Below are 26,600 nucleotides of genomic sequence, written 5' to 3' on the forward strand. Positions count from 1 at the left end.
ATCAAGGGAGGAGCTGGCCGAAGCGGACCACGGTCACGCCGGCGCGCAGCTGGCGCAGCGAGGGCATGACCAGCACGCAGTTCGGGTAGGGCGTGGTGACGGGTTCGCCGGCGTTCCAGCCGATCACGCTGCCCTGCTCGGGGAAGGTTTCGAGCCCGGTGTAGGGGCCGGCGAAGCGGAAGTCCATGCTGCGCGCGACCACCGGCTCGGTGACCCGCACGACCTTCACCGGCGCGCCCGGCGCCGCCAGCCAGCCGGCCGGCAGGTCCTGTTCGTCGATGACGCCGGCCAGCAGCAGGAAGCGCGCGCTGCAGTCCCGCGCGACCGCCACCGCCTGCGCCTCCCAGTGCTGGCCGCACTCGACCAGCAACGCTTCCTTCGGGCTGCCGGCCTCGCCGAAGCCGCCGTAGTCGCGCATCCGGCGTCCTTCCGGATGGCCGGCGTCGCTGACGATCCAGGCCGGGACGCCCAGCCTGCGTGCGAGGGCAATGCCCTTGTCGTGCGGCCCGCAGACGTTCAGCGGCGCACTGCGTTCGTGCATCGAATGCAGGTCGAGCAGCCAGTCGACGCTGTCCACCAGCGGCCGCATGGCGCGCGCGCGCCGCAGTTCGCTCGAATCGCGGCTGGCGTCGTCGAGCGCGGCCTCGCTCCAGACACGGTTGAAATCCTGGTCGACGAAGCGCGAGGCGTCCGGGTTGGCGGGGTCGAAGCGGGCGTAGGCGTCGACGTTGGCGAAGGCGAGCGTCAGCTTGCCGCGGCGCAGGCGCAGGCCGGCGTCGAGCAGGCCGCACACCGCGATGGCCCCGCACACCTCGTTGCCGTGGGTGAGGGCGTTGATCATGACGTGCGGTCCGGGCACGCTGCTGTCGAAGGTGTAGGCGTAGGGAAGGCCCGCGTTGCCCTCGGCATAGGCCGAGATGTCGGGGAACTCCACTTCGATCGGATAAACCTCGCGTTCGGCCATGTTCATTCCACTCCTCCCAGACACAGGTACTTGGTGTGCATGTAATCGTCCAGGCCGTAGCGCGATCCTTCGCGTCCGTAGCCCGATTCCTTGACGCCGCCGAACGGCGCCGATTCGGCGGCGAGGGCGCCTTCGTTGATTCCCACGATGCCGGTCTCGAGGCGGTCGGCGACGCGCCAGACGCGGGCGATGTCGCGCGCGTAGAAGTAGGCGGCCAGTCCGAACGGCGTGTCGTTGGCCAGCGCCACCACCTCGTCCTCGTCGTCGAAGGGGAACAGGGCGACCACCGGGCCGAAGGTTTCCTCGCGCGCCAGCAGCATGTCGGCGCTGGCGTTGCCGATCAGGGTGGGCGCGTGGAAGGTGGTGCCGTGCGCGCCGGCCGGCTGGACCTGCGTGCCGCCGGCCAGCAGCACGCCGCCGCGCGCCAGGGCGTCGCTCACGTGCTGCATGATCTTGTCGAGCGCGCGCGCATTGATCATCGGGCCGATCTGCGCGGCCGGGTCGGTCGCCGGTCCGACCTTCAATGCGCGGACCTTCGCAGCGAGGCGTTCGGCGAAATCGGCGTACACGTCGCGCTGCACGTAGACGCGGTTCGGGCTGACGCAGGTCTGGCCGCCGTTGCGGAATTTCGACACCATCAGGCCGTTGACGGCGGCGTCGAGGTCGGCGTCGCCGAACACGATGAAGGGCGCATTGCCGCCCAGTTCGAGCGACAGCTTCTTCAGGGTGGCGGCCGAGTCGCGCGCCAGGCTTTTTCCCACTGCGGTCGAACCGGTGAAGGTGATCTTGCGCACCCGGGCATCGTTCAGCCACTCGCCGACCACGACCGGGGTCCGGGCGCGCGAGGCGGTCACGATGTTCAGCACGCCCGATGGAATGCCTGCCTCCTGCGCCAGCCGCACCAGCGCCAGCGCGGTGAGCGGCGTATCCTCGGCCGGCTTGGCCAGCACGGTGCAGCCGGCGGCCAGGGCCGGGGCGATCTTGCGGGCGATCATCGCCAGCGGGAAGTTCCAGGGGGTGATCGCGGCCACCACGCCGACCGGCTCCTTGACCACCATCAGCTTCCGGCCGCGTCCACCTTCGGGGATCATGTCGCCATAGGTGCGCACCGCTTCCTCGGCAAACCACTCGACGTAGGAGGCGCCGTAATTCACCTCGCCGCGTGCCTCGGCCAGCGGCTTGCCCTGTTCGCGCGAGATCAAACGCGCCAGGTCGTCGGCATTGGCCAGGATCAGCGCATGCCAGCGCTTGAGCAGCTGCGCACGTTCGCGCGCGGGACGGTGGCGCCAGGCGTCGAAGGCGGCGGCGGCGCTGTCGGCGGCGGCGCGGGCGTCCAGCGCATCGCTGTCGGCCACCTCGGCAAAGGCCTCGCCGCTGGCCGGATCGGTGACCGGGTAGCTGGCGCCGGCCTGGCCTGCGCTCCAGGCGCCGGCGATGAAGTTGCCCGCGCAGATGAGTTCCGGGCGTGCCAGTTGGAGGTCGTTCCTGAATGCTCTGTCCATTGTGACGCTCGCGGTTGGGTTGAGATGCTGATCATGTTAGCGATCCCCCGCGTGTCGCATGGCGCGTAATGGCCATCCGGAAAGAGCAGAAGTTGTGATTTTTTGGCGGCGGCAGCATTTTATGCCGCACCGCCCGAGGCTGCGAAAGAGGCCGTTACGCGGATTGCGCGAACAGTTTTTCGACCGGGTAGTAGCTCTTGGTAAAGGGCGATTTGATGACGATATAGCTGAAATATTTCTCGATGCCGATGTGCGCGTCGAGCAATCCTTCGATGATCGTCTGGTAGTGCACCACGCCGGTGGTGACGAACTTGAGCAGGTAGTCGAAGCCGCCGCTGACCAGGTGGCATTCGGTGATTTCATCGATCTTGCGCGTGGCCGCCTCGAACTTGGCGAAGTCCTCGCGGCGGTGATCCGAGAGTGTCACCTGGGTGAACACCATCTGGACATTGCCGATTTTTTCCATCTCGACATGTGCGCCATAGCCGGTCACGAAACCGCCTTTTTCCAGGCGCTTGACGCGAATCAGGCATGGGCTCGGGGACAGGCCGACCGAGTCGGCCAGGTCCACGTTCGCGATACGTCCGCTTTTTTGAAGGTGGGCAAGGATCCTGATATCGATCCTGTCCAGTTTAAAGGCACCGTCCAGCATACAACCCCCACTGTGTGTCTACAAAGCAAACTGTCACTGATTGTAGCAGCCATTCCACGCAGAACTGCAAGGGGCGCAGCATAAAATTTGGCGCATCTATCGTTGAGGTTTAAAACCTGCTAATCTCCTGAAACCTGTGTGGTTATTATGCAGCAGGGGTAGGGGCCTGCTGCATCGACAGGCGGCAAGGCCGGGCAACTCAGGACATGGCCGCGCGCACCGCCGGCAGTTCCAGTACCTCGTCGAGCGTGCGTTTCAGGCGCTTGAACAGCAGGTCGAATTCCTCCTCCGTGTAGCACAGGGCCGGCGCGAAACCGAGGATGTTGTCATTGAAGGCGCGGAACACCACGCGGTTGCGATAGGCCGCCTCGGCGATCGACTCGCTCAGCCGCAGCGACGGGTCGAACTGGCGCTTGCTCTCCTTGTCCGCCACCAGTTCCAGGGCCCCGACCAGGCCGCGGTTGCGGGCGTCGCCCACCAGCGGATGATCGAGCAGCGCGCGCAGGCCGGCGCTGAAGCGCGGGCCCTGGGCGATGCCGTTTTCCAGCAGCCCGCCTTCGTGGTAGAGACGTAACACTTCGAGGCCGATCGCCGCGCTGACCGGGTGGGCCGAATAGGTCTGGCCGTGCCCGACCGCGATATCCGGCCCCGCGCACTCCGAGATCGCCTGGTAGATGGCGTCCGACATCAGGACCGCTCCCATCGGCGCGTAGCCGGCCGTCAGGCCCTTGGCCACCGTCATCAGGTCGGGGCGCACGTCTTCGGCCTCGCAGGCGAACAGGGGACCGGTGCGGCCGAAGCCGGTAATGACTTCGTCGACCGCCAGCAGGATGCCCAGTTCGCGGCAGGTGTCGGCCATGGCCTTGAGCCATCCGGCTGGGGGCACGATCACGCCGCCCGAGCCCTGGATCGGCTCGCAGAAGAACGCGGCCACGTTGTCCGCGCCCAGTTCGGCCACCTTGTCGCGCAGCGCCTGCACCGAGGCGGCAATGATTGCGGCGTCGTCCTGGCCGACCGGATTGCGGTAAGGGTAGGGCGAGGGGATATGGTGCTGGTGCAGCGAGGGCAGGTCGAAATGGCGGTGGAACACGGGCAGGCCGGTCAGGCCCGCGCCGGCGGCCGAGGAGCCGTGGTAGCCGCGCTGCAGCGAGATGAAGTGCTTCTTGTTCGGCTTGCCGAGCGCATTGTAGTAATAGACCACGTAGCGGATCGCCGCGTCGACCGCGTCCGAACCGCCCTGGGTGAAGTAGACGTGCTGCAGCGAGGGCGGCGCCAGCTCGACCAGCTGGGCGGCGAGCCGGATCGCCGGTTCGGAGCCGTAGCTGAAATAGCCGGTGGCGTAGGGCAGGCGCTGCAGCTGCTCGGTGGCGGCGCGCACGATGCTCTCCTGGCCGTAGCCGGTGTTCACGCACCACAGGCCCGAGAAGGCGTCGAGCAGCTCGTTGCCGTCGATATCGCGCAGCCAGGCGCCCTTGCCGCTCTCGAGGATGGTGACGCCGCGCTTTTCGTGGGCGCGGAAATTGGTGACGGGGTGGATCAGGTGCTGGCGGTCGAGTTCGACCAGTTGGTTTCCTTGCGTGCTTTGCATGATGGCCTTCCCTGTTGGTGGATGAGACCATCATAGGTCCGGAGCGGCAGCGCGAGCTTTCGTAGTGAGCGTGCCGGAACTAGCGTTCGTTGTGAATTCGGACCCGGTTCGGCATATTCTGCTGCGGCCGCGCGGCCCTTTCAGTAGCCGCGTGCGCGGTCGACCAGGCCCGTCAGGACTTGGCCCGTGCGGTGGCGTTCGATGTTGTCGAGGATGACGTCGACCGCCGTTTCCGGCTGCGTCATGCTGGCGATGTGCGGGGTCAGCATGATCTGCGGGTGCCGCCAGAACGGATGATCGGCCGGCAGCGGTTCGGGTTCGCAGACATCGAGGATGGCGCTGGATAACTGCTGCGCGTCGAGCGCTTCCAGCAGGGCCTCCTGGTCGAGATGGGGGCCACGCCCGCAGTTGACCAGGGCGGCGCCGCGCGGAAGCAGGGAGAACAGGCGCCGGTCCAGGATGCCGCGCGTGTCGTTCGTCAGTGGCAGCAGGCAGATCAGGACATCGGTGCGCGCCAGGAAGGCCGGCAGCGCATCGGCGCCGGCGTAGCATTCGACGCCCTCGAGCGTGTGGCTGGAACGGCTCCAGCCGGCGCAGGGAAAGCCCAGGCCGCGCAGTTGTCCCAGCACCGCCTGCGCCAGGACGCCCAGTCCCATCACGCCGATGCGGCGGCTGCGCGCGGGATGCACGCGCAAGGCCTGCCACTGCGCGGCGCGCTGCTGGTCGCGGTAGGTGAGCCATTCGCGGTGGAGGGAGAGCACCGCCAGGGTCACGTATTCGACCATGCCCTTGACAATGCCCGGTTCGACCATGCGCGCCAGCGCCACCCGCGGCGGGATCGTGGAGAGATCGAACTGGTCGATCCCGGCGCCGACCGAAAACAGGACTTCCAGGTTGGGAAAGCAGGACAGGTCGGCCGGCGGCACCCAGGCCGCCAGGTAGCGCACCCGGGCTGGATCGCCTCTGTAGGGCCACTGCGCGAAGGCGAGCTGCGGCGCCTTTTCCCGGAACAGCGCGGCCCATTCGGCGCCGCGCACGGGATCCGCCTTGTAGAGGAAGACCTCGGCCGTCATCCAAGCGCCTGGTTGATGATGGCGAACTGCCTGACGTCGGCATCCGGCAGCGGCGCCTCGCCGCGCACCATCGCCACCACCGAGTCGACCTGGATCAGGCCAAGCCCGTTGAGCCAGTCGCCCAGTCCGCTGCTGGACGGCACGTCGATGCGCACGAAGGAATCGGCATAGGTGCCGGCCCAGTGGGTGATCAGGGCCTTCGCGCGTTCGATGTCGGGCGCGATGACCGGACCGATCGCGTAGCCATGGCCGAAGCGGCGCAGCATCGCGCAGCCGATCACTTCGTCGTAGCGGTCGATGACGACAGTCTCGGCCACGCCGAGCAGGGCGGACAGCACCGTCGCCCGCGGCATGCCGCTGGCGCGCGCGCCCAGTGCGGCCAGCCTGGGCGCGTCGCGCGAGCCGAGCGGGCGGATGCGCTCGCCGGGAGGCAGCCCCACCAGCGGCGGCTGGAACACCGTGCCCTGGTGCTGGTGGATCGCGCCGACGGCCTCGAAGCCGAGGTGCTGGTACATCCCGGCGCCGGCCTCGGTCGCATGCAGCAGCACGTTGCGCTTGCCGAGTTCGGACAACGCCTTCGCCATCAGCTTGCGGCCGACGCCCTTGCCCTGCCAGTCGCGGGAAACGATGACCATCCCGATCGACGAGAACTGGACGCCGTGGCTCCAGCACAGGGCGGTGCCGATGATCTTGTCCTCATGTTCGGCAACGAAGCCGGTGCCGAGACGCTGCACGAAGCGCCAGTCGTCGGCGCGGTGCGGCCAGCGTACGGACATCGACAGCCTGTGCGCCGCCTCGATATCGTGCTCGGACATCCGGCGGTACTGGATGTCGGTTTGAGTAACTGGGGTTGTCACCACTTTCTCCTTTTCGGCACACGGTTTGCGCCGTTCGGAGTTGATGCTACCCCAGCCATTGCGCCTTGCGCCAGCACGCAGGGAAGAACGCAACGATGTCGCATGCCGGTCCGCCGTTTCGGCACAAAGTGCCGAAACGGGCGTGCATTTTTCCGGGATATCGTGAGTTTGTTTTTTGTCTCCGAATCCGCTTGACCTTCCCCCCATGGCAAGCCTTACAGTAGGGTCATGAAACGTTCGCTCGTCCATCTGCTGCTTGGCTTCCTGATCTGCATCACGTCCCTGCAGGGCGTTGCGGCGGGCCTGCTCGCATGCTGTGGTCCGCTGTCCGGCAAGGACGTCCAACTGCCGGCCGGGCAGGGCGCAAGCCATCACGCCCATGAAGGCGGCGCGCACGCGGCGCCGTCCGGGGCCGGGCAGCAGCACGCCCACACGCCGCCGTCCTGGGGCGCGAAGCACGAGGCGCACGCGGCGCATGCCTGTGCAAGCTGTGTCGCCCACTGCAGCGTGGCGGCCGTGCTGCCCGACGACTTTCTTCCCGTCCCCCTGCTGCATGGCGGGACCGGGACCCAGGCCGCCGCACGTGCTCTGGCCGATCATGTACCGGACGCTCCGGAACGTCCGCCCCGGCGCCACGCCGCTTGACCGTTCCGCGGCAGCCCCGGACGCATGGGCCGGCAGCTGTCTTCTCCCGACATGATCTGGAAATGACTATGACAAGATTTTCTTGGCAAAGGCCGACTGCCGCCTGCGCAGTCCTGCTGCTTGCCGGTTGCAGCACGTTCTCACCCGACGGCGGGCTGGATGCCGTCTCGAAGATGAGCTCCGAGCGTATCGGGCAGCAGGCCACGCTCAGCCGCGATAGCGCGGCGACGAGCGGCGCCGCCGCCGACGTACTCAGGCAGCCGCTGACGCCGCAGGCGGCGGTCCAGGTGGCGCTGATGAATAACCGCAGCCTCAAGGCCTCCCTGGCCGAACTCGGGATCGTCGAGGCCGACCTGGTGCAGGCCGGCACGATGCGCAATCCGGGGATCAGCTACAGCAAGCTGCGCGGCGGCGACAGCAGCGAAATCGAGCGTGTCGTCAGCTTCGACCTGATCGGCTTGCTGACCCTGCCGGTGCGCAAGGGCATCGAACAGCGGCGCTTTGCCCAGGCCCAGCTGGCGGCGGCCGGCGCCACGGTGCGCCTGGCCCACGATACCCAGCGCGCCTATTTCGAAGCCGTGGCGGCGAACGAGCGGGCGCGCTACATGGAGCAGGCCAACCTGGCCGCCGAAGCATCGACCGAGCTGGCCCGGCGCATGGCCAGGGCCGGCAACTGGAGCCGTCTCGACCAGGCGCGCGAGGAAGCCTTCCACGGCGAGGTACTGGACCAGCTGGACCAGGCGCGCCAGCAGGCCATCGACACGCGCGAAGCGCTGGCGCGGCTGCTGGGCGTGACGGCGGAAGAGGGCGGCTTCGTCCTGCCGCAACGCCTGCCGGCACTGCCCGAGCAGGTGCGCCCGCTGGGCAATGCGCAGCAGGAGGCGCTGGACTCGCGCCTGGATGTGCTGGCGGCCAAGGCCGACACCAGGGCGACGGCGAAGTCGCTCGGCCTGACGCGCGCCACCCGCGTCATCAACGTGCTCGAGGCCAGCTACATCAACAAGAGCGTGAGCGGCGAGCCGCGCGAGAACGGCTACGAGATCAGCCTGGAGCTGCCGCTGTTCGACTGGGGCGGCGCGAACACCGCCCGGGCCGAGGCGACCTACATGCAGTCGGTGCATCGCGCCGCGGACACGGCGCTGCGCGCGCGCTCCGAAGTACGCCAGAGCCACGCCGCCTACCACAGCGCCTACGGGCGTGCGCGCCGCTACCGCGACCAGATCGTCCCGCTGCGCAGGCAGATCTCGGATGAAGTGCTGTTGCGCTACAACGGCATGCTGGCCAGCGTGTTCGAACTCCTGCTCGACGCGCGCGAGCAGATCGCCAGCGTCCAGGCGTCGATCGACGCGCAGCGCGACTTCTGGGTCGCGGACACCGCCCTGCAGGCGGCCATCCATGGCAATGGCGCCAACGAATAGACAAGGACCACGCATGTTCACACGTAGAGATTTCTTCAAGGGCGCGGGCGCCGTCGCCGTCAGCGCCGCGGCGGTCAGCCGTGTCGGCGCCGCCTCGCTGCCGGAAGCGGTGGTGCAGGCCGACGCCCGCACCCAGCCGCCGCCGCCGCCGCCGAATGGGCGCCCGTTCAATCCGGTCGTCACCCTGAACGGCTGGTCGCTGCCATGGCGCATGAACAACGGCGTCAAGGAGTTCCACCTGGTGGCCGAGCCGGTCGTGCGCGAGCTGGCGCCCGGCATGAAAGCGAACCTGTGGGGCTACAACGGCCAGTCGCCGGGACCGACGATCGAGGTGGTCGAGGGCGACAGGGTGCGCATCTTCGTCACCAACAAGCTGCCGGAACAGACCAGCGTCCACTGGCACGGCCAGCGCCTGCCGAACGGCATGGATGGCGTGACGGGCCTGAACCAGCCCGGCATCCCGCCGGGCAAGACCTTCGTCTACGAGTTCGAGGCCAGGCGGCCCGGCACCTTCATGTACCACCCGCATGCGGACGAGATGGTGCAGATGGCGATGGGGATGATGGGCTTCTGGGTCACCCATCCGAAGAACCCCGAGTTCATGAAGGTCGACCGCGATTTCGTGTTCCTGCTGAACGCCTACGACATCGAGCCGGGCACGGCGACGCCGAAGGTCAACACCATGACCGACTTCAACCTGTGGACCTTCAACAGCAGGGTGTTCCCGGGCATCGACCCGCTGGTGGTGCGCCAGAACGACAGGGTGCGCATCCGGGTCGGCAACCTGACGATGACGAACCACCCGATCCACGTGCATGGCCACGAATTCACCGTGACCGGCACCGATGGCGGCTGGACGCCGCCGGCGTCGCGCTGGCCGGAAGTGACGACCGATGTCGCGGTCGGCCAGATGCGCGCCATCGAATTCGACGCCACCGACCTCGGCGACTGGGCCTGCCACTGCCACAAGTCGCACCACTCGATGAACGCGATGGGCCACGAGGTGCCGACCATGATCGGGGTGGATCACCAGGGCGTGGCCGACAAGATCAACCGCCTGGTGCCCGACTACATGGTGATGGGGGACAAGGGCGGTTCGATGGATGGCATGGAAATGCCGCTGCCGGACAACACGCTGCCCATGATGACGGGGCAGGGACCGTTCGGCGGGGTGGAGATGGGCGGCATGTTCACCGTGCTCAAGGTGCGCAAGGACCAGCCGCGCGGGAACTATGCCGATCCGGGCTGGTACCAGCATCCGCCCGGCACCGTGGCCTATGAGTGGACCGGCGAACTGGCCGAGCCGCAACGCAGCAGCAGCGCCGGCGGCAGGCTGATGCCGGCGAAAAAGCAGGGCGCCGATGTGCACCTGAACGTACGCAAGCCCGCCGGGCATGCGGGACATGGATGATCGACGACGAAAGGAAAGCCAATGAAAACCCTACGTACCCTCGCGCTGGCAGCCATGCTGGCCAGCTCCGCAAGCGTCCTGGCCACGGAAGCCGCGCTGTCCGAAGGCGAGATCAGGAAAGTGAACAAGGACGCCTCCACCCTGACCATCCGCCACGGCGAACTGAAGAACCTGGGCATGATGCCGATGACCATGGTGTTCAAGGTGAAGGACAAGGACATGCTGGAACGTGCCGCCGTCGGCGACAAGGTGCGCTTCCTGGCCGAAAAGGTCGATGGCGCCCTGACCGTGACGGCGCTGGAAGCCGACAAGATTCAATAACCCTTCATCACCGAGGAGTCGACACATGAAACCCCTGCATACCCTTGCCATGGCCTGCGCCACCGCCGGCGCCATCTTCGCCGCCCCTTATGCCGCCGCCCACGCCATGCTGAAGGAATCCAGCCCCGCGGCCAACAGCAGCGTCAGCGCGCCGAAGGAAATCTCGCTCGTGTTCAACGAAAAGATCGAGCCGGCCTTCAGCTCGGTCAAGGTCAGCGATGCCAGCGGCAAGGAGGTGGCTGCCGGCAAAGGGCAGGCCGATGGCGCCAACCTGAAACTCGAGATGCCCGAACTGGCGCCCGGCGCGTATGCGGTGCAATGGACCGGGGTCGGCCCCGACGGCCATCGCCGCACCGGGCAGTTCCGCTTCACGGTGAAGTAGATGGACGGCGTCACGCTGTTCCAGGCCGGGGCGAGCGTCCTTGCGAACCTCGGTTTCGCAGGCCTGCTCGGTGCGCTATGCACGCGCTTCCTGCTGCGCGACGCAGCGCCGGACCTGGAAGGGGTGGCGCTGTGCGGACTGGCCCGCATCGAACGCTGGGCCGCGGCTGTCGGCGTGCTCGGCAGCGCGACGGGACTGTGGGCCGCCGCCGCCGTCATGGGCGGGGTCGCCCTGCACCAGGCCGGGCCGATGCTGGCCCCGACCCTGGGCACCGCCTATGGCCGCGCCGGGCTGCTCGGCCTGGCGGCGCTGGCGGCGGCAGGGCTGGTCGTGCTGGGCGGCCGGCGCGGACGCGCCGGCGGCGCGCTGCTGGCCGCACTGCTGCTGGCGTTTTCGCTCGCGCGCGTGTCGGTCAGCCATGCCGCCGAAGATGGCTTGCTGAGTCTTGGCGCACTGGTCGAATGGCTGCACTTGGTATTGATCGCCCTCTGGCTCGGACTGGTGGCGATGACAGGCTGGCTGGTGCTGCCTCGCGCGAGGACAGGCTGGCCGGGAACCGGGCAACTGGCGACTTACCTGCGCCGCGTATCCGACTGGGCCACGGTGGCGCTGGTCGGGATCGGCGCCACCGGCATCTACAATGCCTGGCATCGGCTTGGCGGGCTCGAACACCTGCTTGGCAACCTGTACGGCAACGCGCTGGTGTTCAAGGTGGCGCTGGTCGCGCTCGCGGTGGCGCTGGGCGGATACAACAAGCTGTTCGGCTTCCCGGCTGTGACAGCCTCGCTGCTCAGGCGGGCCCTGGTGGTGAAGGTGCTGCGGATCGAACTGGTGATACTGCTGGGTGCGCTGGTCGCGGCAGCCGTCCTGACCTCGAACCAGCCGCCGGGAACCTGGTCTTGATCATTTTCTCGAGCACTGCATCCAGGCCGCCCGACGACCAGCGTGATTCCCATTGTCGTCAATACAAATCATTACACTATATGGACAATTCATCTGTTAATTTCATGGTTTAGGTCAAATGCTTCCTTGACTGTACATAACCTATAATTAATAACTAGTTGAGTCGAAATGCGTACGGAAAATGCCTGTAGTCGACATGCTTCCATGGATGACCTTGCGGGCGCATTCGCAGCCTGTCGGGACGCAGTCTTCGCGCATTGGAGGAAGCATGTCTCCGTTGAAGGGCCGACCTTCGACAAGCTTGGCAAGCCGAGGCTGATCGAGGCGCTCGAGACCCTGTACGAAGACATGACCAGGGCGCTTTCCTCTTGTGCGTCGGCTTCCGTCGCCACGTCCGGTACGGATGCAGGCAGCATTGTCGGTCCCGAAGATGTCATCATGAGCCAATATGGCGCGCATGATCTGGTCCATGAGATGCAGATTTTTCGCAAGGCGGTTTTCTCGGTGGCGGAGGCCAACGGCCTTGGACTGACCAGGTGCGGCGCCGAGCTCATCGGCCATTGCATCGAATCCGCCACGCGCGAGCTGATGATTGCCTATAGCGCGCTGAACAAGGAAGCCAGTGGCGCCTTCGTCAAGACCTTGTCCGACGACTTGCGCAATCCGCTTCATGTGGCGCATACATCCGCCCAGCTCCTCGAATTGAAATCATCCGACCCGCACGTCATTCGCCTGGCGAAGCGCATCAGGGAAAAACTTTGCCAGGCCGATGCCATGATCCTGGCCGCCGAACGCAGTCTGGCCGAAGGTTGAATGAAGGTCGGGGGAGAGAGGCCCTGGCGGTGACCGCGCCGCAGTGAAGAACGCCCCGGCGTGCCCGAGGCAGGCCGGGGCGTCGCGAACACGCCTGGATTACTTCAGGGCGAAGGTCGTCGCGACCTTGGTCTTCTTGTCCGCCATGAGCAGCTTGGCCGTGACCCTGGCGCCGGCCGGCACCGCGCCCTTGGCCTCGAGCTTGTTGGCGCCGGCCGGGGCCAGGGTGAGTTCACCCGGTTTGCCGGCAACGCTCACGGTGCCCGACACGCCCGCGCTGGGCATCGGATCGCCGTCGTCCTCGAGATAGAGTTCGAGCTTGTCGCCCTTGACCACCAGCTCGAGCCAGGTTTCGCCGACGGCCTGCACCACGCCGCCATGGTTGGCGATCGGCGTGCCATGGCTGTGCGCACTGCCCATCACCAGCGAGGCGCTGCACAGCAGCAGTGTTCCCAAGATGTACTTCATGTGATTCTCCTGTAAGGTAACAGCGGTTTATTCGGGTGCGTGCGCCAGCACGAAGGACAGCGAGGCGAGGTGCTCGGTCTTGTTGTACTTGGCCGGCTCGTCCGGCGGAGCATCGAGGATCGCGGCGATCACGTTCAGGCCCTGGTTGCGCACCTTGATCGTGACCGTTCCGTCGGCCCCGCTCAGCACCGGTTTGCCGTCCGGATCGTTGATGAAGTCATGCAGGACGCGGGCGCCGGCCACCGGCTTGCCCTTGTAGAGCACCCGCAGCCTGATCGGATCGCCGATCATTGGCGGCAGCGCCGTCTCGACCGGCACCACCTGCAGGACGTGGCCCGGGATCGCGCCCAGCGGCGCGGTCAACGGGGCGCGCAGGTGGACCGCATACTTGTAGGTATGCTCGCTGACGACGGCGGTCGGGACTTCGTCCTTGCCTTTCTTGTGCCATTTCCCGTCGGGCGTCTTGCTCCAGGTGCCGTTGTCCATGATGGCCGCCACGACCGCCGGCTGGTTGCTGGTATCGACCAGCATCAGCCGGCCATCCGGCTGGACCGAGGTCTCGACCGGCTTGCCGGCGCCGTCGTAGGCGGTCATGCTGGTGACCTGGCTGGCGCGCTTGACGATGTCGAGGTCGTCGGCGCCGACGCCGTACAGCAGCGCCAGCTGGGTGGCGCGCTGCGCGAACCAGATGCCGTGCGCCTGTGCGAGCGAGCCCGCGAACAGGCTGCCGGTGATTGCCGCGAGGGTGACGAGCTTGCCGATCTTCTTCATGTTTGCCTCTTTCTCCGTTGGGTCATGGAACAGTACTCAGAACTTGTACTGAGCGTTGAAAACGACGCTGCGGTCGGCGCCGGGCGCCACCCACACCTGGCTGTACGAGCTGGCGTAGTATTGCCTGTCGAGCAGGTTCTCGACGTTCAGCGAAAAACGCAGCTTCTTGCTCGGCGAGTAGGACGAAATCAGGCGCACCGTGGTGTACGAAGGCAGCCTGAAGTTGGTGGACGCGGCCACGTCGCCCATGCGCTCGCCGACGTAGATCACGGCGCCGCCCAGGCTGGCGGTGCCGCTGCCAAGCTTGAACATCGGGGTCAGCACCACGCTGGCGCTGTTCTTCGGCACGTTCGGGAATTGCGAGCCGGTCCGGATGAGGTTATCGCCCTTGGTGACCTTGGCATCGGTGTAGGCATAGGCGATCGAGAAGCGCACGTTCTTCATGATCTCGCCGGCGATGTCGACTTCCACGCCCTTGCTGGCGACCTCGCCGGCCGACACATAGAAGTTGACGTCGATCGGGTTCGTGGCCAGGACGTTTTCCTTCTCGATCTTGTACACCGCCAGGGTGCCGGAGATCTTGCCGTCCGCCGTTTCGAGCTTGGCGCCGGCCTCGTACGAGCGGCTTTCCTCGGCCGGGAAGGCCTGGTTGTCGATGCTGATGCCGCTGTTCGGACGAAAGCCCTTGGCCGCCGTGGCGTACAGCGACCACTTGCTGTTCGGCTGGAACACCAGGCCGACGCGCGGGCTGGTGGCCGACAGGTCCTGGTCGTTCACCGCATTGATGAGACGGTTGGTGACGGTCTGGTCATACGTGTCGCGGCGTACTCCCAGCATCGCCTTCCACTTCTCGGTCAGGTCGATCTGGTCCTGGGCGTAGACGCCCTTGGCCTTCTGGTTCTCGAGCGTATTGATCGACGGGATCATCGGATCCGCGGTCTTGCCGTACACCGGGTTGAAGATATTGATGGTGTACGGGTTGCCGGCGGTCGGCGTACGGCGGTGCTGGATCCGGGTGTCGTCGAACTTGTAGGCGTCGACCCCCACCAGGATATTGTGCTTGACCGGACCGGTATCGAACTTGCCGAGGATTTCGATGCGGCCGGAGCGGTCGGTGGCGTCGAAGTCGCGATCGCGGCGCTGGCGGCGCAGGGTGGCGCCGTCGGCCAGCAGGTTGACCGCTTCGCTCGACGCGCCTTTCATCGAGCTCTCGCGGTAGGCGACGCCGGTCTGCAGCTTCCAGTTCTCGTTGAATTCGGTCTGCACGAACACCTGGTGGCCCAGCGTCTCCACCCTGGTCGGGCCGTCGCCCGGCTCGCCCAGGAAGCGCGAGTTCGGGATCAGCCCGAGCACGCCGTTGACGGCCACGACGCCACGGTCGAACGGGGTGTCCTGGCGGCTCGCTTCGACCTCGTACGACACCGTGGTGGCTTCGCCGACCAGCCAGATGAAGGAAGGCGAGACGAAGGAGCGCTTGGTGTGCAGGGTGTCGCGGAAGCTGTCGGCCTTTTCATGGGCGGCGTTGAGCCGGTAGGCGAGGGTTTCGCTGATCGGGCCGGTCAGGTCGACGGCGGCGCGGCGCAGGTTGTGGCTGCCGACCGAGGCTTCGACCATGTATTCCGGCTTGAAGCGCGGCTTCTTGGTGGTGATGTTCACCGTGCCGCCGGGCTCGCCGCGGCCGTACAGGGCCGAGGCCGGACCCTTGAGCACTTCCACGCTGGCCGTGTTGGCGCCATCGCGCAGGCCGTTGTAGCCCCGGCTCGAGCTGAAGCCGTTGACCATGAAGTCGGAGCCGAAGTTCGGATCGCCGGTAAAGCCGCGCATCGAATAGCTGTCCCACAGGCCGCCCAGGTTGCTCTGGCGCGAAATGCCGCTGGTCAGGTCGAGCGCCCCGGCCAGGTCGGTCACGCCCACATCCTTCAGCAGGTCGCCGGTCAGCACGCGTACGCTCTGCGGCAGGTCCTTGATCGGGGTGTCGGTCTTGGTCGCGCCGGTGGCCGACAGGGCCCGGTAGTTCTGGCGCTGGCCGTTGACCCTGACCTTGCGCATCTCGCCGTCTCCCGCCGCTCCCGCTCCCGCTCCCAGGTCGGGGGCGGGGGCCGCGGCAGGGGCGCCCGCAGGCGCTTCGGGCGACGCCGCGGCAGCCGCCTCCGCCACGAGATCCTTGTCGGGGGTATCCGCTGCCGTGGCCGGGATCAGTGGATAGGTAGCCGCGAGAAACAGCGCCAGGGTGCAGTAACGTGATGGATACATGACAGGCTCCGGTTGGGTTCATACGTTGTTTGTATGAATCGATTACAACATGTGCTCCTGCATTGCTTATCGCGTAATGCGCCGGTCATAAAACATAAATCGCGTTTCTTTATGCATGAATCAGCACAGATTGCGGCGGCGGTCAGCACTGCACGCTGACCGTGCGGCATGGCGCCGCGTGCACCATGCCGCAGCATTTTTTCGCTTACTCCGCGAAGTCGATCAGCACGCTCTTGAAGCGCAGGTTGGCCTCGTAGGCCTGGCGTCCCAGGTCCTTGCCCACGCCGGAACGCTTGAAGCCGCCGGTCGGGATCACGTAATCCGCGCTGCGTCCGTAGCGGTTGACCCAGACCGTGCCGGCCTCCAGCTTGCGCACGAAGCGCAGGGCGCGGCCGATATCGGCGGTATGGACGCCGGCGGCCAGGCCATAGGCGGGATGGTCGGCCAGCGCCAGCGCTTCATCGTCGTCGTCGAATACCTGGAGCGTCAGCACGGGGCCGAAGATTTCGTCGCGCACCGCTTCCATGCCGGCGTGTACGTCGGCCAGGATGGTCGGCTGGTAGTAGCCGCCGGCGCCGGCGACCGCCAGCAGGCGCCCGCCGCAGAGCAGCGAGGCGCCGGCCGCCACGGTGCGCTGCACCACGCCGTCGATGCGCAGCGCGTCGGACGGACGGATGATCGGCGGCAGCGTGGTGTCGTCTTCCCAGGTGTGGCCGGCCTTGAGCGCCCCGAAGGCCGCCACGATGCCGCTCACCAGCCGGTCGGCGGCGGAGCGCTGCACGATCAGGCGCGAGCCGGCGACGCAGACCTGTCCGGCATTGCCGCTGATGGCGCCGGCGATCGTGCGCGCGGTCCGGTCCAGGTCGGGCGCGTCGGCGAACACGACCTGCGGGCTTTTTCCGCCCAGCTCCAGGGTGACCGGCTTGATGCCGGTCTGTGCGCAGGCCGCCATGATCGCGCTGCCGGTGCGGGTCGAGCCGGTGAAGGTCACCTTCGAGATCTTTGGATGGCGCACCAGGGCGTCGCCGGTGACGGCGCCGTCGCCCTGGATCACATTGAAGATCCCGGGCGGCATGCCGGCCTGCACCGCCAGTTCGGCCAGGCGCAGCGCCGAGAACGGGGTCAGCTCCGAGGGTTTGAGCACCACCGCGTTGCCGGCGGCGAGCGCCGGGGCGATCTTCCAGGAAGCCATCACCAGCGGGAAGTTCCACGGCGCGATCGCCCCGATGACCCCGTACGGCTCGGCGATGGTCATGCCCAGCGTGTCGCTGCGGGTGGCCGCCACGTCGCCGCCGTGCTTGTCGGCGAATTCGGCGAAGAAGCGGATGCCTTCCGCGGTGAACGGCACGTCCCAGCCCAGCGCGTCGCGGATAGGGCGGGTCGATCCCACCGTTTCCATCGGCGCCAGCACGGCCGCGTCAAGCTCGATCAGGTCGGCCCAGCGGCGCAGCACGCGCGCGCGCTCGCGCGGCGCGCGGCGCGCCCAGTCGCTGGTCCTGAAGGCGCTCCAGGCGTCCTGCACGGCGCGGTCGACCATCTCCGGGCTGGCCACCGGCAGGCCGGCATAGGGTTTGCCGTCCGAGGGGCGGCGCACTTCCAGGGCCAGTTCGTCGTCGATATAGGCGCCACCAATATAGTGGGCGCTGCGCACGCTCACCGCGTCGGGATGAATCCGCTCCATTGCATCTTCCTTTGTCTGAGGGTCAGGGCCGCGGATGCGGCCGGGGTCGATGGTCGATCCTACGCCGAACCCGCAGCATTAAATGCGGTCGTCGCGGCGCCAGGTGGCGCAAGCTGGTGTTGTTGGGCCGGATCCGGCACATCCTGCTCTTTGCGCGCAGGCGCCGGGAAAAGCCGGTTTTCTCCTATGTAAACTGGTGCACGCGCGCGCCATTCCGGTGCGCCGCGAGGCCCTGGCCGGGACCCCCTGCAGCCCGCAGCAAGGTGTGCTGATTACGGCGCCCAAAACCGCGCATTCTGTCTCGACCGGACAGTAAAACGCGATATTGCACACGTGGGGGCATGGTGTAATGAATATCACGAAGCGGCTCTGCGACACCTGCCACGGCGCGGCGCGGAACCGGTCCGAATCACCCCGACCACCAGAGGAAAACAATGAGCATCTTGCGGCCCAAATACATCACCTTCGACTGCTATGGCACCCTGACCCGCTTCCGCATGGCGGACATGGCGCGATCCATCTTCGCCGACCGCGTGCCGGCCGAGCGCATGGAAGAATTCATCTTGCACTTCGCATCCTACCGCCTGGACGAAGTGCTGGACGCCTGGAAGCCTTACCAGGACGTGGTCAAGAACGCGGTCGCGCGCACCTGCAAGAAGTGGGGCATCGACTACATCGACGCGGAAGCGCAGCAGTTCTACGACGCCGTGCCGACCTGGGGGCCGCATGCGGACGTCCCGGATGCGCTGGCCAAAGTGGCCAAGGAATTCCCGCTGGTGATCTACTCGAACGCGGCGAACGCCCAGATCATGCACAATGTCGAGATGCTGGGTGCGCCTTTCCACAAGGTCTTCACCGCCGAAACGGCCAAGGTCTACAAGCCGCGCCTGGCCGCCTTCGAGTACATGCTGGATAACCTGAACTGCAACCCGGAAGACGTCCTGCACGTGTCGTCCAGCCTGCGCTACGACCTGATGCCCGCGCACGACTGCAGCATCACCAACAAGGTGTTCGTCGCACGCGGCCACGAACCGTCGACGCCGCACTACGGCTACCACGAAATCAAGGACCTCTCGGGCCTGCCGGGCCTGCTGGGCCTCTGATCCACCCGCGACGGACAGGACACCTGATGAAGCTCGAATCCTACTGGCTCGATACCGCGCCCCCGTTCACCGAGGGCGCCGAGGGGAAGGTCCCGCCGCATGCCGATGTCGTGGTGGTGGGCGGCGGCTTCACCGGCCTGTCCGCCGCCCTGGCGCTGGCCAGGAGCGGAGCGTCGGTCGTGCTGCTGGAGGCCGGCCGGGTGGCCGGCGAGGCCTCCGGACGCAATGGCGGCCAATGCAATACCGGCCTGGCGCACGACTACGCCGACCTGGCGGCGCGCCTGGGCGAACAGAATGCGCGCGCCTTCTACAAGGCCTACGACAGCGCCGTCGACACCGTCGAACGACTGGTGCGGGACGAAGGAATCGACTGCGATTTCCGCCGCTGCGGCAAGCTGAAGGTCGCGGCCAAGCCGGAACATTACGCCAAGCTGCAGCGCATCCACGAGCAGCTGCGCACCAGCGTCGACCCAGGCGTGCAGTTGGTCGCCCCGGAGCGCCTGGGCGAAGAAATCGGCTCGCGCAGCTTCCATGGCGGGCTGCTGCAGAAGGATGGCGCCCAGATGCACATGGGGAAATTCGGCGTGGGCCTGGCCGCAGCGGCGGCGAGGGCCGGCGCCAGGGTCTATGAATCGGCGGCCGTCACCGCGATCGAGCGCCAGGCCGGCGGCTACCGCCTGAGCTGTGCACGCGGCACGGTCACGGCCGGCCAGGTCTTCCTGGCGACCGGGAACTCCAGCCTGGGGCCGTTCCGCCACTTCCGCCGGCGCCTGGTCTCGGTGGGCAGCTTCATCATCGCCACCGAACCGCTCGACAAGGCGACGCTCGACGAGATCGCACCGACAAGGCGCAACTATGTCACCACCAAGAACATCGGCAACTACTTCCGCATCACCCCGGACGACCGCCTGCTGTTCGGCGGCCGCGCGCGCTTTGCGCTGTCGAATCCGAAGTCGGACCAGAAGAGCGGGCGCATCCTGGCCGACACCATGACCGAATTCTTCCCGCAGCTGGAACAGACCCGGATCGATTACTGCTGGGGGGGCCTGGTGGACATGACCGCCGACCGCCTGCCGCGGGCGGGACGCCACGAAGGCATGTTCTATTCGCTCGGCTACAGCGGGCACGGGGTGCAGATGTCGGTGCACATGGGCCAGCTGATGGCGGAGATCATGGCGGGCAGGACCGACCTGAATCCATGGCGCGACCTGGACTGGCCGTCGATCCCTGGCTACTTCGGCAAGGCATGGTTCTTGCCTCTTGTCGGGGCATATTACAAATTGCAGGACCGGCTGCACTGAAGCAGAGGAGAGCACATGAATGGAACCATAGGAAGACTGCTGCTTCAGCGCCTGGGCCTCGGCATGCTGACCTTGCTGATCGTGTCGGTCGTGGTCTTCATGATCACCAACCTGCTGCCGGGCGACGCCGCCGAGGAATCGCTGGGGCAGGCGGCCACGCCCGAAGCCGTGGCCGCGCTGCGCGCGCAGTTCGGCCTCGACCAGCCGGCCCCGGTGCGCTACCTGCAATGGCTGGGGAACCTGGCCGGCGGCGACGCCGGCGCCTCGGTCGTGAACGGCATGCCGGTAGCGGAACTGATCGGCAAGCGCCTGCCCAGCTCCCTGGTGCTGGCGGCGGCCACGGCGGCGGTCTCGGTGCCGCTGGCGCTCACCCTCGGCATCCTGTCGGCGATGTACCGCGGTTCGCTGCTGGACCGCACGGTGAACCTGGCCGCGGTGTCGGTGGTGTCGGTGCCCGAATTCCTGATCGCCACCCTGGCGGTGCTGGTGTTCGCGGTCAAGCTGCGCTGGCTCTCGGCGCTGTCGCACACGGCCGATATCGACTCGCTGGGCGCGTTCCTGCGCGCCTACGCCATGCCGGTGTTCACCCTGTGCTGCGTGATCGTGGCCCAGATGGCGCGCATGACCCGCGCGGCGGTGAGCGACCAGCTCGACTCGCCCTATGTCGAGATGGCGCGCCTGAAGGGGGCGGGGCCGGTGCGGATCGTGCTGCGCCATGCGCTGCCGAACGCCATCGGGCCGATCGCCAACGCCGTGGCCCTGAGCCTGTCCTACCTGCTGGGCGGCGTGCTGATCGTCGAGAGCATCTTCAACTATCCGGGCATCGCCAACCTGATGATCGATGCGGTCACGACCCGCGACATTCCCCTGATCCAGGCCTGCGCGATGATCTTCTGCGGCGCCTACCTGCTGCTGGTCATGCTGGCCGATATCTGTGCAATCGTCTCCAACCCGCGCCTGAGGAATCAATGAAGACTCCGTCCACGACTGTGCCGGCCAGCGCCGGCGCGCCCGCAGAGCGGCGCCCGGCGCTGCTGGCGCCATCCCTGCTGGGCATGCTCGGCCTGGTGCTCACCGCCTTGTGCCTGCTGATGGCGCTGTTCGGGCCGTCCCTGGCGCCGTACGACCCCGCCGCCATCGTCGACGAGGAGGTGTTCGGGGCGATCAGCAGCCAGTTCCTGCTGGGGACCGATTACCTGGGACGCGACATGCTCAGCCGGATCCTGGTCGGCGCCCGCTTCACGGTGGCGCTGGCGCTGGCGGCCACCCTGCTGGCGAGCCTGACCGGCACCACGCTCGGCCTGTTCGCGGCCACGGCGGGCGGCCTGGTCGACGCTACCCTGAGCCGCGCGCTCGACGCCCTGATCTCGATTCCCAGCAAGATGTTCGCACTGATGATGGTGGCGTCCTTCGGCTCCTCGGTGCCGCTGCTGATCCTGACGGCGGCGATCAGCTTCATGCCTGGCTCGTACCGGATCGCGCGCGCCCTGGCGGTGAACGTGCAGGCGATGGACTTCGTGCAGGCGGCGCGCTCGCGCGGCGAGGGCATGGCCTACATCATGCGCGTCGAAATCCTGCCCAACATGATCGGGCCGGTGCTGGCCGACTTCGGCCTGCGCTTCGTCTTCATCGTCCTGCTCCTGAGCGGCCTGTCCTTCCTCAGCCTGGGCGTGCAGCCGCCGGATGCGGACTGGGGCTCGCTGGTGCGCGAGAACATCGCCGGCCTCTCCGAAGGCGCTCCCGCCGTGCTGATGCCGGCGCTGGCGATCGCACTGCTGACCATCGGCGTGAACCTCTTGATCGACAACCTGCGCGGCGGCCGCGCCGGAAAGGAAGGCTGAGATGACTGACCTGGTCCAGGTAAAGAAACTGCGCGTGCTGGCGCGGCAAAGCGACGGCAGCGAAACGGCGATCGTCAAGGACATCGATTTTTCGATTCCGAAGGGCGAGGTGCTGGCGCTGATCGGCGAATCGGGCTCGGGCAAGACCACCATCGCGCTGTCGCTGATGGGCTATGCGCGCGCCGGCTGCCGGATCGCCGGCGGCAGCGTGCGCGTGGGGCAGCAGGAGCTGGTCGGCATGAGCGAAGCCCAGCTGGGCGCACTGCGCGGGCGCACCGTCGCCTACATCGCGCAAAGCGCGGCGTCGGCCTTCAATCCGTCCAGCACCCTGATGGCGCAGGTGATCGAGAGCGCCCTGATCCACGGCGTGCTGACCCGCGCCCAGGCCGAGGCCAAGGCGGTGGAGCTGTTCCGCGCGCTCGCCCTGCCGAATCCGGAAACGATCGGACAGCGCTATCCGCACCAGGTCTCGGGCGGCCAGCTGCAGCGGGTCATGGCGGCCATGGCCTTCATCACCGATCCGGCCCTGGTGATCCTGGACGAGCCGACCACCGCGCTCGACGTCACCACCCAGATCGAGGTGCTGCGCGCCTTCCGCGACGTGGTGCGCCATTCCGGTGCGACGGCCGTGTATGTCTCGCACGACCTGGCGGTCGTGACCCAGATGGCGGACCGCATCGTCGTGCTGCGCGGCGGCGAGATCCAGGAAACGGCGCCGACCGGCCGCCTGTTGAACGATCCGCAGCATGGCTACACGCAAAGCCTGCTGGCGGCCGCCGAGCCGGCCGCGCGCACCTTGCCGCCGGTAGCGGACAGTAGCGCCCGTCCGCTGCTCGAAGTGAGCTCGCTGGTGGCCGGCTACGGACCGACCGGCGCCGACGGACTGCCGGCCAAGCGCATCCTGAACGACATCCATTTGCGCATCGCGCGCGGCGCCACGGTCGGCATCATCGGCGAGTCCGGCTCGGGCAAGACCACCCTGGCGCGCGTGATCGCGGGCATGGTGCCGGCGGCGCGCGGCAAGGTCCTGCTGGACGGCGAGCCGCTCGGCATGCACGGACGGTCGCGCGAACAGTTCCGCCGGGTCCAGTTCGTGTTCCAGAATGCCGACACCGCGCTCAATCCGGCGCATACCGTCGAACGCATCCTGGCCCGCCCGCTGGCCTTCTACCATGGGCTGGATGCGGCGGCGCAGAAGAAGCGGGTGGCCGAGCTGCTCGACCTGGTGCGCCTGCCGCAAACGGTGGCCAGCCGCCGCCCCGGCGCGCTGTCGGGCGGGCAGAAGCAGCGCATCAACCTGGCGCGCGCGCTGGCGGCCAAGCCCGACCTGGTGCTGTGCGACGAGATCACCTCGGCCCTCGACACGGTGGTGGCAAGCGCGATCCTCGACCTGATGGCCGAACTGCGGCGCGAACTCAAGCTCTCCTACCTGTTCATCAGCCACGACATCGGCACGGTGCGCGCCATCTGCGACGAGATCGTGGTCCTGTACGCCGGCAACAAGGTGGAGGCGAGGCCGCGCGCGGCGCTGGCCGCGCCTCCCTACCATCCGTATTCGCATCTCCTGATTTCGTCGGTGCCGCGCCTGCGCCAGGGCTGGCTCGACGAAGTCGAGGGACGCAGCGCCGCGGTGCTGCCGGCGCTGGCGCCGGGCGCCGCCGTACCGGGGCTGTGCTCCTTCCGCGACCGCTGCAGCGCCCGCGTCGATGGCCTGTGCAATACCAGCCCGCCGCCGCGCCAGCGCCTCGACAACGGCAGCGAGATCCTGTGCCACCATTCCAACGCCGCGCTTGCGCAGATGCAGGCGTCCTTCGACCGTTTTGAGGAAGTCGCATGACAGGCCGATTCATCCGGCTGGCCGAAACCGGCCGCCCCACGATCAATTTCACGATAGACGGCCGTCCCGCCCAGGCGCTGGCCGGCGATACGCTGCTGGTGGCCGTGCTCGGCGCGGCGCGCAGCGTGCGCAGCTCGGAGTTCGGCGACGGCAAGCGCGCCGGCTTCTGCCTGATGGGCGCCTGCCAGGACTGCTGGGTCTGGACCGCCGAGGGCCAGCGCCTGCGCGCCTGTTCGACGCCGGTCGAAGAGGGCATGCGCATCGTGACCGAAGACACGGAGGCCGCATGGTTCAGCCTCGCGTCGTAGTGGTGGGAGCCGGCCCTGCCGGCGTGCGCTGCGCCGAGCAGCTGGTGGCGGCCGGCCTGCGCCCGGTCGTGATCGACGAAGGACGGCGCGACGGCGGCCAGATCTACCGGCGCCAGCCCGAAGGCTTCACCCGCAGCTATGCCACCCTGTACGGTTCCGAGGCCGAACGCGCGGCGGCGCTGCACCGCGGCTTCGACGCCATCCGCGACCGGATCGATTACCGCAGCGAGACGCTGGCCTGGAACATCACCGCCGGAGAACTGCATGTCGTGCGTGACGGGATCGCGTCGCGCATCGGCTTCGATGCGCTGGTCATCTGCTCGGGTGCGACCGACCGCCTGATGCCGGTCAAGGGCTGGCAGCTGGCCGGCACCTACAGCCTGGGCGCCGCCCAGATCGCGCTCAAGTCGCAGGCCTGCTCGATCGGACGCGAAGTCGTGTTCATGGGCACCGGCCCGCTGCTGTACCTGGTGGCGATGCAGTACCTGAAGGCGGGAGCCAAGGTGGCGGGCGTGCTCGACACCTCGCGCCTGCGCGACCAGCTCAAGGCGCTGCCGCAGCTGCTCGCACGGCCACGGCTGCTGCGCAACGGCCTGTCCTTCATTTCCAGCCTGCGCGCGGCCGGCGTGCCGGTGTTGTCCGGCATCGAGCCGCTCGAGATCAAGGGGCTGCCCGAGGACGGCGTGCGCTCCCTGGTGTTCCGCGACAAGGGCGGCGCCACGCGCGAGATCGCCTGCGATGCGATCGCGATGGGCTACCACCTGCGCCCCGAGACCCAGCTGGCCGACCTGGCGCGCTGCGCCTTCCGCTTCGATGCCGAGACGCGCCAGTGGTTTCCCGAAGTGAGCCTGGAAGGCCGCAGCTCGGTGGCCGGTGTCTACCTGGCGGGGGACGGCGCCCGCATCCTCGGCGCCGACGGCGCCGAGAACGCCGGGCGGCTGGCCGCCCTGTCGGCCCTGTCCGACCTGGGCATCCCGGTGCGGCGCGCCCAGGTCGACGAATTGATCGCCCGGCAGCAGAAGATGGACCGCTTCCGGCGCGGGCTGGTGCAGGGCTTCCCCTGGCCGGTGCGGCAGGCCGCGCAACTGCCGGACGATGCCATCGTCTGCCGCTGCGAGAGCATCACTGCCGGAGAGCTGCGCCACGTGGCGCGCGAGATGGGCGCCTGCGAGGCGAATCGCGCCAAGGCCTTCAGCCGGGTCGGCATGGGGCGCTGCCAGGGCCGCTACTGCGGCCAGGCCGGCGCCGAGATCATCGCCCACGCCACCGGCGTGCCGGTCGAGCTGGTGGGCCGCCTGCGCGGCCAGGCTCCCGTCAAGCCGCTGGCCATCGTCACCCACGAGGAGCAGGAATGAACACCCGGTCCGCCGACGTCTTGATCATCGGAGGAGGGCTGATGGGCTCCTCCGCCGCCTATTTCCTGCGCCGCCGCGGCGTCTCGGCCATCGTGCTCGAGCGCGGCCTGGTCGGACAGCAGGCCAGCGGGACCAATTTCGGCAATGTGCGCCGCCAGGCCCGCTACCTGCCGCAGCTGCCGCTGGCCAACCGTTCCTTCGAGATCTGGAAGAAGCTGCCGGAACTGATCGACGACGATATCGAGTTCCTGCAGTCGGGGCATATCCGGGTGGCGTACACCGAAGAACAGGTGGGGGTGCTGGAAAAATATGCGCGCGATGCGCGCGAGTACGGCCTGCACCTGCAGATGGTGTATGGCGAAGAGATGCGGGCGCGCTGGCCTTTCCTGGGCAGGGAAGTCAGGGCCGCCTCGCTGTCCGCGGACGACGGGCATGCGAACCCGCGCCTGGCCGCGCCGGCCTTTGCCCGCGCCGCGCGCCGGCTCGGCGCCCAGATCTTCGAGAACACGGAGGTGCTCGAGGTGGCCAAGGAGGGCGGCGAGTTCCGCGCCACCTGCGCCGATGGCCGCGTATTCCGCGCCCCCAGCATGATGGTGGCCAGCGGCGCCTGGGGCGATGCGATGAGCGCGCAGTTCGGCGAAGCGGTGCCGCTGGCGGCGCGCGGACCCCAGCTCGGCGTCACCGAACCGATGCCGTACCGGATCCTGCCGGCGGTCGGCGTGGCCACGCCCTTGCTGGAAGAGACGCTGTACTTCCGCCAGATCAAGCGCGGCAACATCATCTTCGGCGGCTGCGGACGGGGACCGGCCCATACCGACACCCGGCGCGCCTATGTGCTGCCGGAACACATCCTGACCCAGTTCCAGCAGCTGGCGCGGCTGGCGCCGCCGGTGGGGCGCCTGAACATCATCCGTACCTGGAGCGGGATCGAAGGCTATATGCCGGACAACCTGCCGGTGATGGGGCCGAGCGCGAAGGTCAGCGGGCTGTATTACGCCTTCGGGTTCAGCGGCCACGGCTTCCAGATCGGGCCCGGGGTGGGGGATGTCATGGCCGAGCTGATCGCCACCGGCAGCACCAGCACGCCGCTGGAGCCCTTCCTGATCAAGCGCTTCAGCCAGGCGCCGGCGGCGCAGGCGGTGGCGGTGTGAGG

25 protein-coding genes are annotated in these 26,600 nt (G+C 67.6%); 15 read left to right on the top strand and 10 right to left on the bottom strand.

Annotation, left to right across the window (positions count from 1 at the left end; genetic code table 11):
* Window position 1: 1 nt before the first annotated feature.
* The 6 genes from H162_RS0100240 to H162_RS0100265 all read right to left on the bottom strand — a co-directional run bounded on the left by H162_RS0100240 (window position 2) and on the right by H162_RS0100265 (window position 6,594).
* Complete coding sequence (locus H162_RS0100240; protein ID WP_020651427.1) at window positions 2-970, bottom strand: M14 family metallopeptidase; 969 nt, start codon at window positions 968-970, stop codon at window positions 2-4.
* Window positions 967-2,466 (bottom strand): NAD-dependent succinate-semialdehyde dehydrogenase, encoded by a 1,500-nt coding sequence (locus tag H162_RS0100245; RefSeq protein ID WP_020651428.1) that lies wholly within the window; start codon window positions 2,464-2,466, stop codon window positions 967-969. Before H162_RS0100245 ends, H162_RS0100240 begins: the two co-directional genes overlap by 4 nt.
* 154 nt (window positions 2,467-2,620) lie before the next feature.
* Entirely contained in the window at window positions 2,621-3,118 is a 498-nt protein-coding gene (locus H162_RS0100250) for an Lrp/AsnC family transcriptional regulator (protein WP_020651429.1), read from the bottom strand.
* A 199-nt stretch (window positions 3,119-3,317) separates the two neighbouring features.
* Window positions 3,318-4,706 (bottom strand): aspartate aminotransferase family protein, encoded by a 1,389-nt coding sequence (locus tag H162_RS0100255; RefSeq protein ID WP_020651430.1) that lies wholly within the window; start codon window positions 4,704-4,706, stop codon window positions 3,318-3,320.
* Between the two features lie 140 nt (window positions 4,707-4,846).
* On the bottom strand, window positions 4,847-5,779 hold the full coding sequence (locus H162_RS0100260) for a 2-hydroxyacid dehydrogenase (RefSeq protein ID WP_020651431.1): 933 nt from the start codon (window positions 5,777-5,779) through the stop codon (window positions 4,847-4,849).
* A complete protein-coding gene (locus H162_RS0100265; protein WP_020651432.1) occupies window positions 5,776-6,594 on the bottom strand; it encodes a GNAT family N-acetyltransferase in 819 nt (272 codons plus the stop codon). The genes H162_RS0100260 and H162_RS0100265 overlap by 4 nt, the downstream gene beginning before the upstream one ends.
* Before the next feature lie 270 nt (window positions 6,595-6,864).
* Here H162_RS0100265 and H162_RS0100270 point away from each other — a divergent pair, with 270 nt between their 5' ends.
* From H162_RS0100270 to H162_RS0100300, 7 genes are all read left to right on the top strand, one after another.
* The gene (locus H162_RS0100270; RefSeq protein ID WP_020651433.1) at window positions 6,865-7,281 is read left to right on the top strand and encodes a hypothetical protein; all 417 of its coding nucleotides are present in this window, start codon (window positions 6,865-6,867) and stop codon (window positions 7,279-7,281) included.
* Between the two features lie 68 nt (window positions 7,282-7,349).
* Entirely contained in the window at window positions 7,350-8,699 is a 1,350-nt protein-coding gene (locus tag H162_RS0100275) for a TolC family protein (RefSeq protein WP_026354062.1), read from the top strand.
* Between the two features lie 13 nt (window positions 8,700-8,712).
* Window positions 8,713-10,110 carry a multicopper oxidase family protein gene (locus H162_RS0100280; RefSeq protein ID WP_020651435.1) on the top strand — a complete coding sequence of 466 codons (1,398 nt, stop codon included), beginning with the start codon at window positions 8,713-8,715 and terminating at the stop codon, window positions 10,108-10,110.
* A 21-nt stretch (window positions 10,111-10,131) separates the two neighbouring features.
* Window positions 10,132-10,431, top strand: coding sequence for a copper-binding protein (locus tag H162_RS0100285; RefSeq protein WP_020651436.1), 300 nt, complete (start codon window positions 10,132-10,134; stop codon window positions 10,429-10,431).
* A gap of 25 nt (window positions 10,432-10,456) precedes the next feature.
* On the top strand, window positions 10,457-10,813 hold the full coding sequence (gene copC, locus H162_RS0100290) for a copper homeostasis periplasmic binding protein CopC (RefSeq protein WP_020651437.1): 357 nt from the start codon (window positions 10,457-10,459) through the stop codon (window positions 10,811-10,813).
* Window positions 10,814-11,716 carry a CopD family protein gene (locus H162_RS0100295; RefSeq protein ID WP_020651438.1) on the top strand — a complete coding sequence of 301 codons (903 nt, stop codon included), beginning with the start codon at window positions 10,814-10,816 and terminating at the stop codon, window positions 11,714-11,716.
* Window positions 11,717-11,920: 204 nt separating this feature from the next.
* The gene (locus H162_RS0100300; RefSeq protein ID WP_020651439.1) at window positions 11,921-12,529 is read left to right on the top strand and encodes a histidine kinase; all 609 of its coding nucleotides are present in this window, start codon (window positions 11,921-11,923) and stop codon (window positions 12,527-12,529) included.
* A 99-nt stretch (window positions 12,530-12,628) separates the two neighbouring features.
* Here the strand turns inward: H162_RS0100300 and H162_RS29790 are convergent, their stop codons facing one another.
* From H162_RS29790 to H162_RS0100320, 4 genes are all read right to left on the bottom strand, one after another.
* A complete protein-coding gene (locus tag H162_RS29790) occupies window positions 12,629-12,997 on the bottom strand; it encodes a hypothetical protein (RefSeq protein WP_020651440.1) in 369 nt (122 codons plus the stop codon).
* 27 nt (window positions 12,998-13,024) lie between these two features.
* Window positions 13,025-13,768 (bottom strand): DUF4198 domain-containing protein, encoded by a 744-nt coding sequence (locus H162_RS0100310; protein WP_020651441.1) that lies wholly within the window; start codon window positions 13,766-13,768, stop codon window positions 13,025-13,027.
* Between the two features lie 36 nt (window positions 13,769-13,804).
* Window positions 13,805-16,021 carry a TonB-dependent siderophore receptor gene (locus H162_RS0100315; protein ID WP_026354063.1) on the bottom strand — a complete coding sequence of 739 codons (2,217 nt, stop codon included), beginning with the start codon at window positions 16,019-16,021 and terminating at the stop codon, window positions 13,805-13,807.
* Between the two features lie 205 nt (window positions 16,022-16,226).
* A complete protein-coding gene (locus tag H162_RS0100320; protein ID WP_020651443.1) occupies window positions 16,227-17,702 on the bottom strand; it encodes an aldehyde dehydrogenase family protein in 1,476 nt (491 codons plus the stop codon).
* A gap of 434 nt (window positions 17,703-18,136) precedes the next feature.
* Here H162_RS0100320 and H162_RS0100325 point away from each other — a divergent pair, with 434 nt between their 5' ends.
* The 8 genes from H162_RS0100325 to H162_RS0100360 are packed head-to-tail and all read left to right on the top strand — an operon-like array spanning window position 18,137 to window position 26,598.
* The gene (locus tag H162_RS0100325; protein ID WP_020651444.1) at window positions 18,137-18,805 is read left to right on the top strand and encodes a haloacid dehalogenase type II; all 669 of its coding nucleotides are present in this window, start codon (window positions 18,137-18,139) and stop codon (window positions 18,803-18,805) included.
* Between the two features lie 26 nt (window positions 18,806-18,831).
* Entirely contained in the window at window positions 18,832-20,106 is a 1,275-nt protein-coding gene (locus H162_RS0100330) for an NAD(P)/FAD-dependent oxidoreductase (RefSeq protein WP_020651445.1), read from the top strand.
* A 15-nt stretch (window positions 20,107-20,121) separates the two neighbouring features.
* Window positions 20,122-21,078, top strand: a complete 957-nt coding sequence (locus H162_RS0100335) for an ABC transporter permease (RefSeq protein ID WP_026354064.1) — start codon at window positions 20,122-20,124, stop codon at window positions 21,076-21,078.
* On the top strand, window positions 21,075-21,947 hold the full coding sequence (locus tag H162_RS0100340) for an ABC transporter permease (RefSeq protein ID WP_026354065.1): 873 nt from the start codon (window positions 21,075-21,077) through the stop codon (window positions 21,945-21,947). Before H162_RS0100335 ends, H162_RS0100340 begins: the two co-directional genes overlap by 4 nt.
* A 1-nt stretch (window position 21,948) precedes the next feature.
* On the top strand, window positions 21,949-23,784 hold the full coding sequence (locus tag H162_RS29795) for an ABC transporter ATP-binding protein (RefSeq protein WP_020651448.1): 1,836 nt from the start codon (window positions 21,949-21,951) through the stop codon (window positions 23,782-23,784).
* Window positions 23,781-24,092: a (2Fe-2S)-binding protein gene (locus H162_RS0100350; protein WP_020651449.1), complete on the top strand. Its 312-nt coding sequence runs from the start codon at window positions 23,781-23,783 to the stop codon at window positions 24,090-24,092. Before H162_RS29795 ends, H162_RS0100350 begins: the two co-directional genes overlap by 4 nt.
* Window positions 24,071-25,447 (top strand): FAD/NAD(P)-dependent oxidoreductase, encoded by a 1,377-nt coding sequence (locus H162_RS0100355; protein WP_026354066.1) that lies wholly within the window; start codon window positions 24,071-24,073, stop codon window positions 25,445-25,447. Before H162_RS0100350 ends, H162_RS0100355 begins: the two co-directional genes overlap by 22 nt.
* Window positions 25,444-26,598, top strand: a complete 1,155-nt coding sequence (locus tag H162_RS0100360) for an NAD(P)/FAD-dependent oxidoreductase (RefSeq protein ID WP_020651451.1) — start codon at window positions 25,444-25,446, stop codon at window positions 26,596-26,598. The genes H162_RS0100355 and H162_RS0100360 overlap by 4 nt, the downstream gene beginning before the upstream one ends.
* Window positions 26,599-26,600 lie beyond the last annotated feature (2 nt).

The organism is Massilia niastensis DSM 21313, assembly GCF_000382345.1.
Classification (GTDB): domain Bacteria; phylum Pseudomonadota; class Gammaproteobacteria; order Burkholderiales; family Burkholderiaceae_D; genus Telluria; species Telluria niastensis.

Bases quoted from the DNA above. Each gene is read 5' to 3' on its own strand.
- H162_RS0100240 (WP_020651427.1), bottom strand. From the start codon at position 970: ATGAACATGGCCGAACGCGAGGTTTATCCGATCGAAGTGGAGTTCCCC.
- H162_RS0100245 (WP_020651428.1), bottom strand. From the start codon at position 2,466: ATGGACAGAGCATTCAGGAACGACCTCCAACTGGCACGCCCGGAACTC.
- H162_RS0100250 (WP_020651429.1), bottom strand. From the start codon at position 3,118: ATGCTGGACGGTGCCTTTAAACTGGACAGGATCGATATCAGGATCCTT.
- H162_RS0100255 (WP_020651430.1), bottom strand. From the start codon at position 4,706: ATGCAAAGCACGCAAGGAAACCAACTGGTCGAACTCGACCGCCAGCAC.
- H162_RS0100260 (WP_020651431.1), bottom strand. From the start codon at position 5,779: ATGACGGCCGAGGTCTTCCTCTACAAGGCGGATCCCGTGCGCGGCGCC.
- H162_RS0100265 (WP_020651432.1), bottom strand. From the start codon at position 6,594: ATGTCCGAGCACGATATCGAGGCGGCGCACAGGCTGTCGATGTCCGTA.
- H162_RS0100270 (WP_020651433.1), top strand. From the start codon at position 6,865: ATGAAACGTTCGCTCGTCCATCTGCTGCTTGGCTTCCTGATCTGCATC.
- H162_RS0100275 (WP_026354062.1), top strand. From the start codon at position 7,350: ATGACAAGATTTTCTTGGCAAAGGCCGACTGCCGCCTGCGCAGTCCTG.
- H162_RS0100280 (WP_020651435.1), top strand. From the start codon at position 8,713: ATGTTCACACGTAGAGATTTCTTCAAGGGCGCGGGCGCCGTCGCCGTC.
- H162_RS0100285 (WP_020651436.1), top strand. From the start codon at position 10,132: ATGAAAACCCTACGTACCCTCGCGCTGGCAGCCATGCTGGCCAGCTCC.
- copC (WP_020651437.1), top strand. From the start codon at position 10,457: ATGAAACCCCTGCATACCCTTGCCATGGCCTGCGCCACCGCCGGCGCC.
- H162_RS0100295 (WP_020651438.1), top strand. From the start codon at position 10,814: ATGGACGGCGTCACGCTGTTCCAGGCCGGGGCGAGCGTCCTTGCGAAC.
- H162_RS0100300 (WP_020651439.1), top strand. From the start codon at position 11,921: ATGGATGACCTTGCGGGCGCATTCGCAGCCTGTCGGGACGCAGTCTTC.
- H162_RS29790 (WP_020651440.1), bottom strand. From the start codon at position 12,997: ATGAAGTACATCTTGGGAACACTGCTGCTGTGCAGCGCCTCGCTGGTG.
- H162_RS0100310 (WP_020651441.1), bottom strand. From the start codon at position 13,768: ATGAAGAAGATCGGCAAGCTCGTCACCCTCGCGGCAATCACCGGCAGC.
- H162_RS0100315 (WP_026354063.1), bottom strand. From the start codon at position 16,021: ATGTATCCATCACGTTACTGCACCCTGGCGCTGTTTCTCGCGGCTACC.
- H162_RS0100320 (WP_020651443.1), bottom strand. From the start codon at position 17,702: ATGGAGCGGATTCATCCCGACGCGGTGAGCGTGCGCAGCGCCCACTAT.
- H162_RS0100325 (WP_020651444.1), top strand. From the start codon at position 18,137: ATGAGCATCTTGCGGCCCAAATACATCACCTTCGACTGCTATGGCACC.
- H162_RS0100330 (WP_020651445.1), top strand. From the start codon at position 18,832: ATGAAGCTCGAATCCTACTGGCTCGATACCGCGCCCCCGTTCACCGAG.
- H162_RS0100335 (WP_026354064.1), top strand. From the start codon at position 20,122: ATGAATGGAACCATAGGAAGACTGCTGCTTCAGCGCCTGGGCCTCGGC.
- H162_RS0100340 (WP_026354065.1), top strand. From the start codon at position 21,075: ATGAAGACTCCGTCCACGACTGTGCCGGCCAGCGCCGGCGCGCCCGCA.
- H162_RS29795 (WP_020651448.1), top strand. From the start codon at position 21,949: ATGACTGACCTGGTCCAGGTAAAGAAACTGCGCGTGCTGGCGCGGCAA.
- H162_RS0100350 (WP_020651449.1), top strand. From the start codon at position 23,781: ATGACAGGCCGATTCATCCGGCTGGCCGAAACCGGCCGCCCCACGATC.
- H162_RS0100355 (WP_026354066.1), top strand. From the start codon at position 24,071: ATGGTTCAGCCTCGCGTCGTAGTGGTGGGAGCCGGCCCTGCCGGCGTG.
- H162_RS0100360 (WP_020651451.1), top strand. From the start codon at position 25,444: ATGAACACCCGGTCCGCCGACGTCTTGATCATCGGAGGAGGGCTGATG.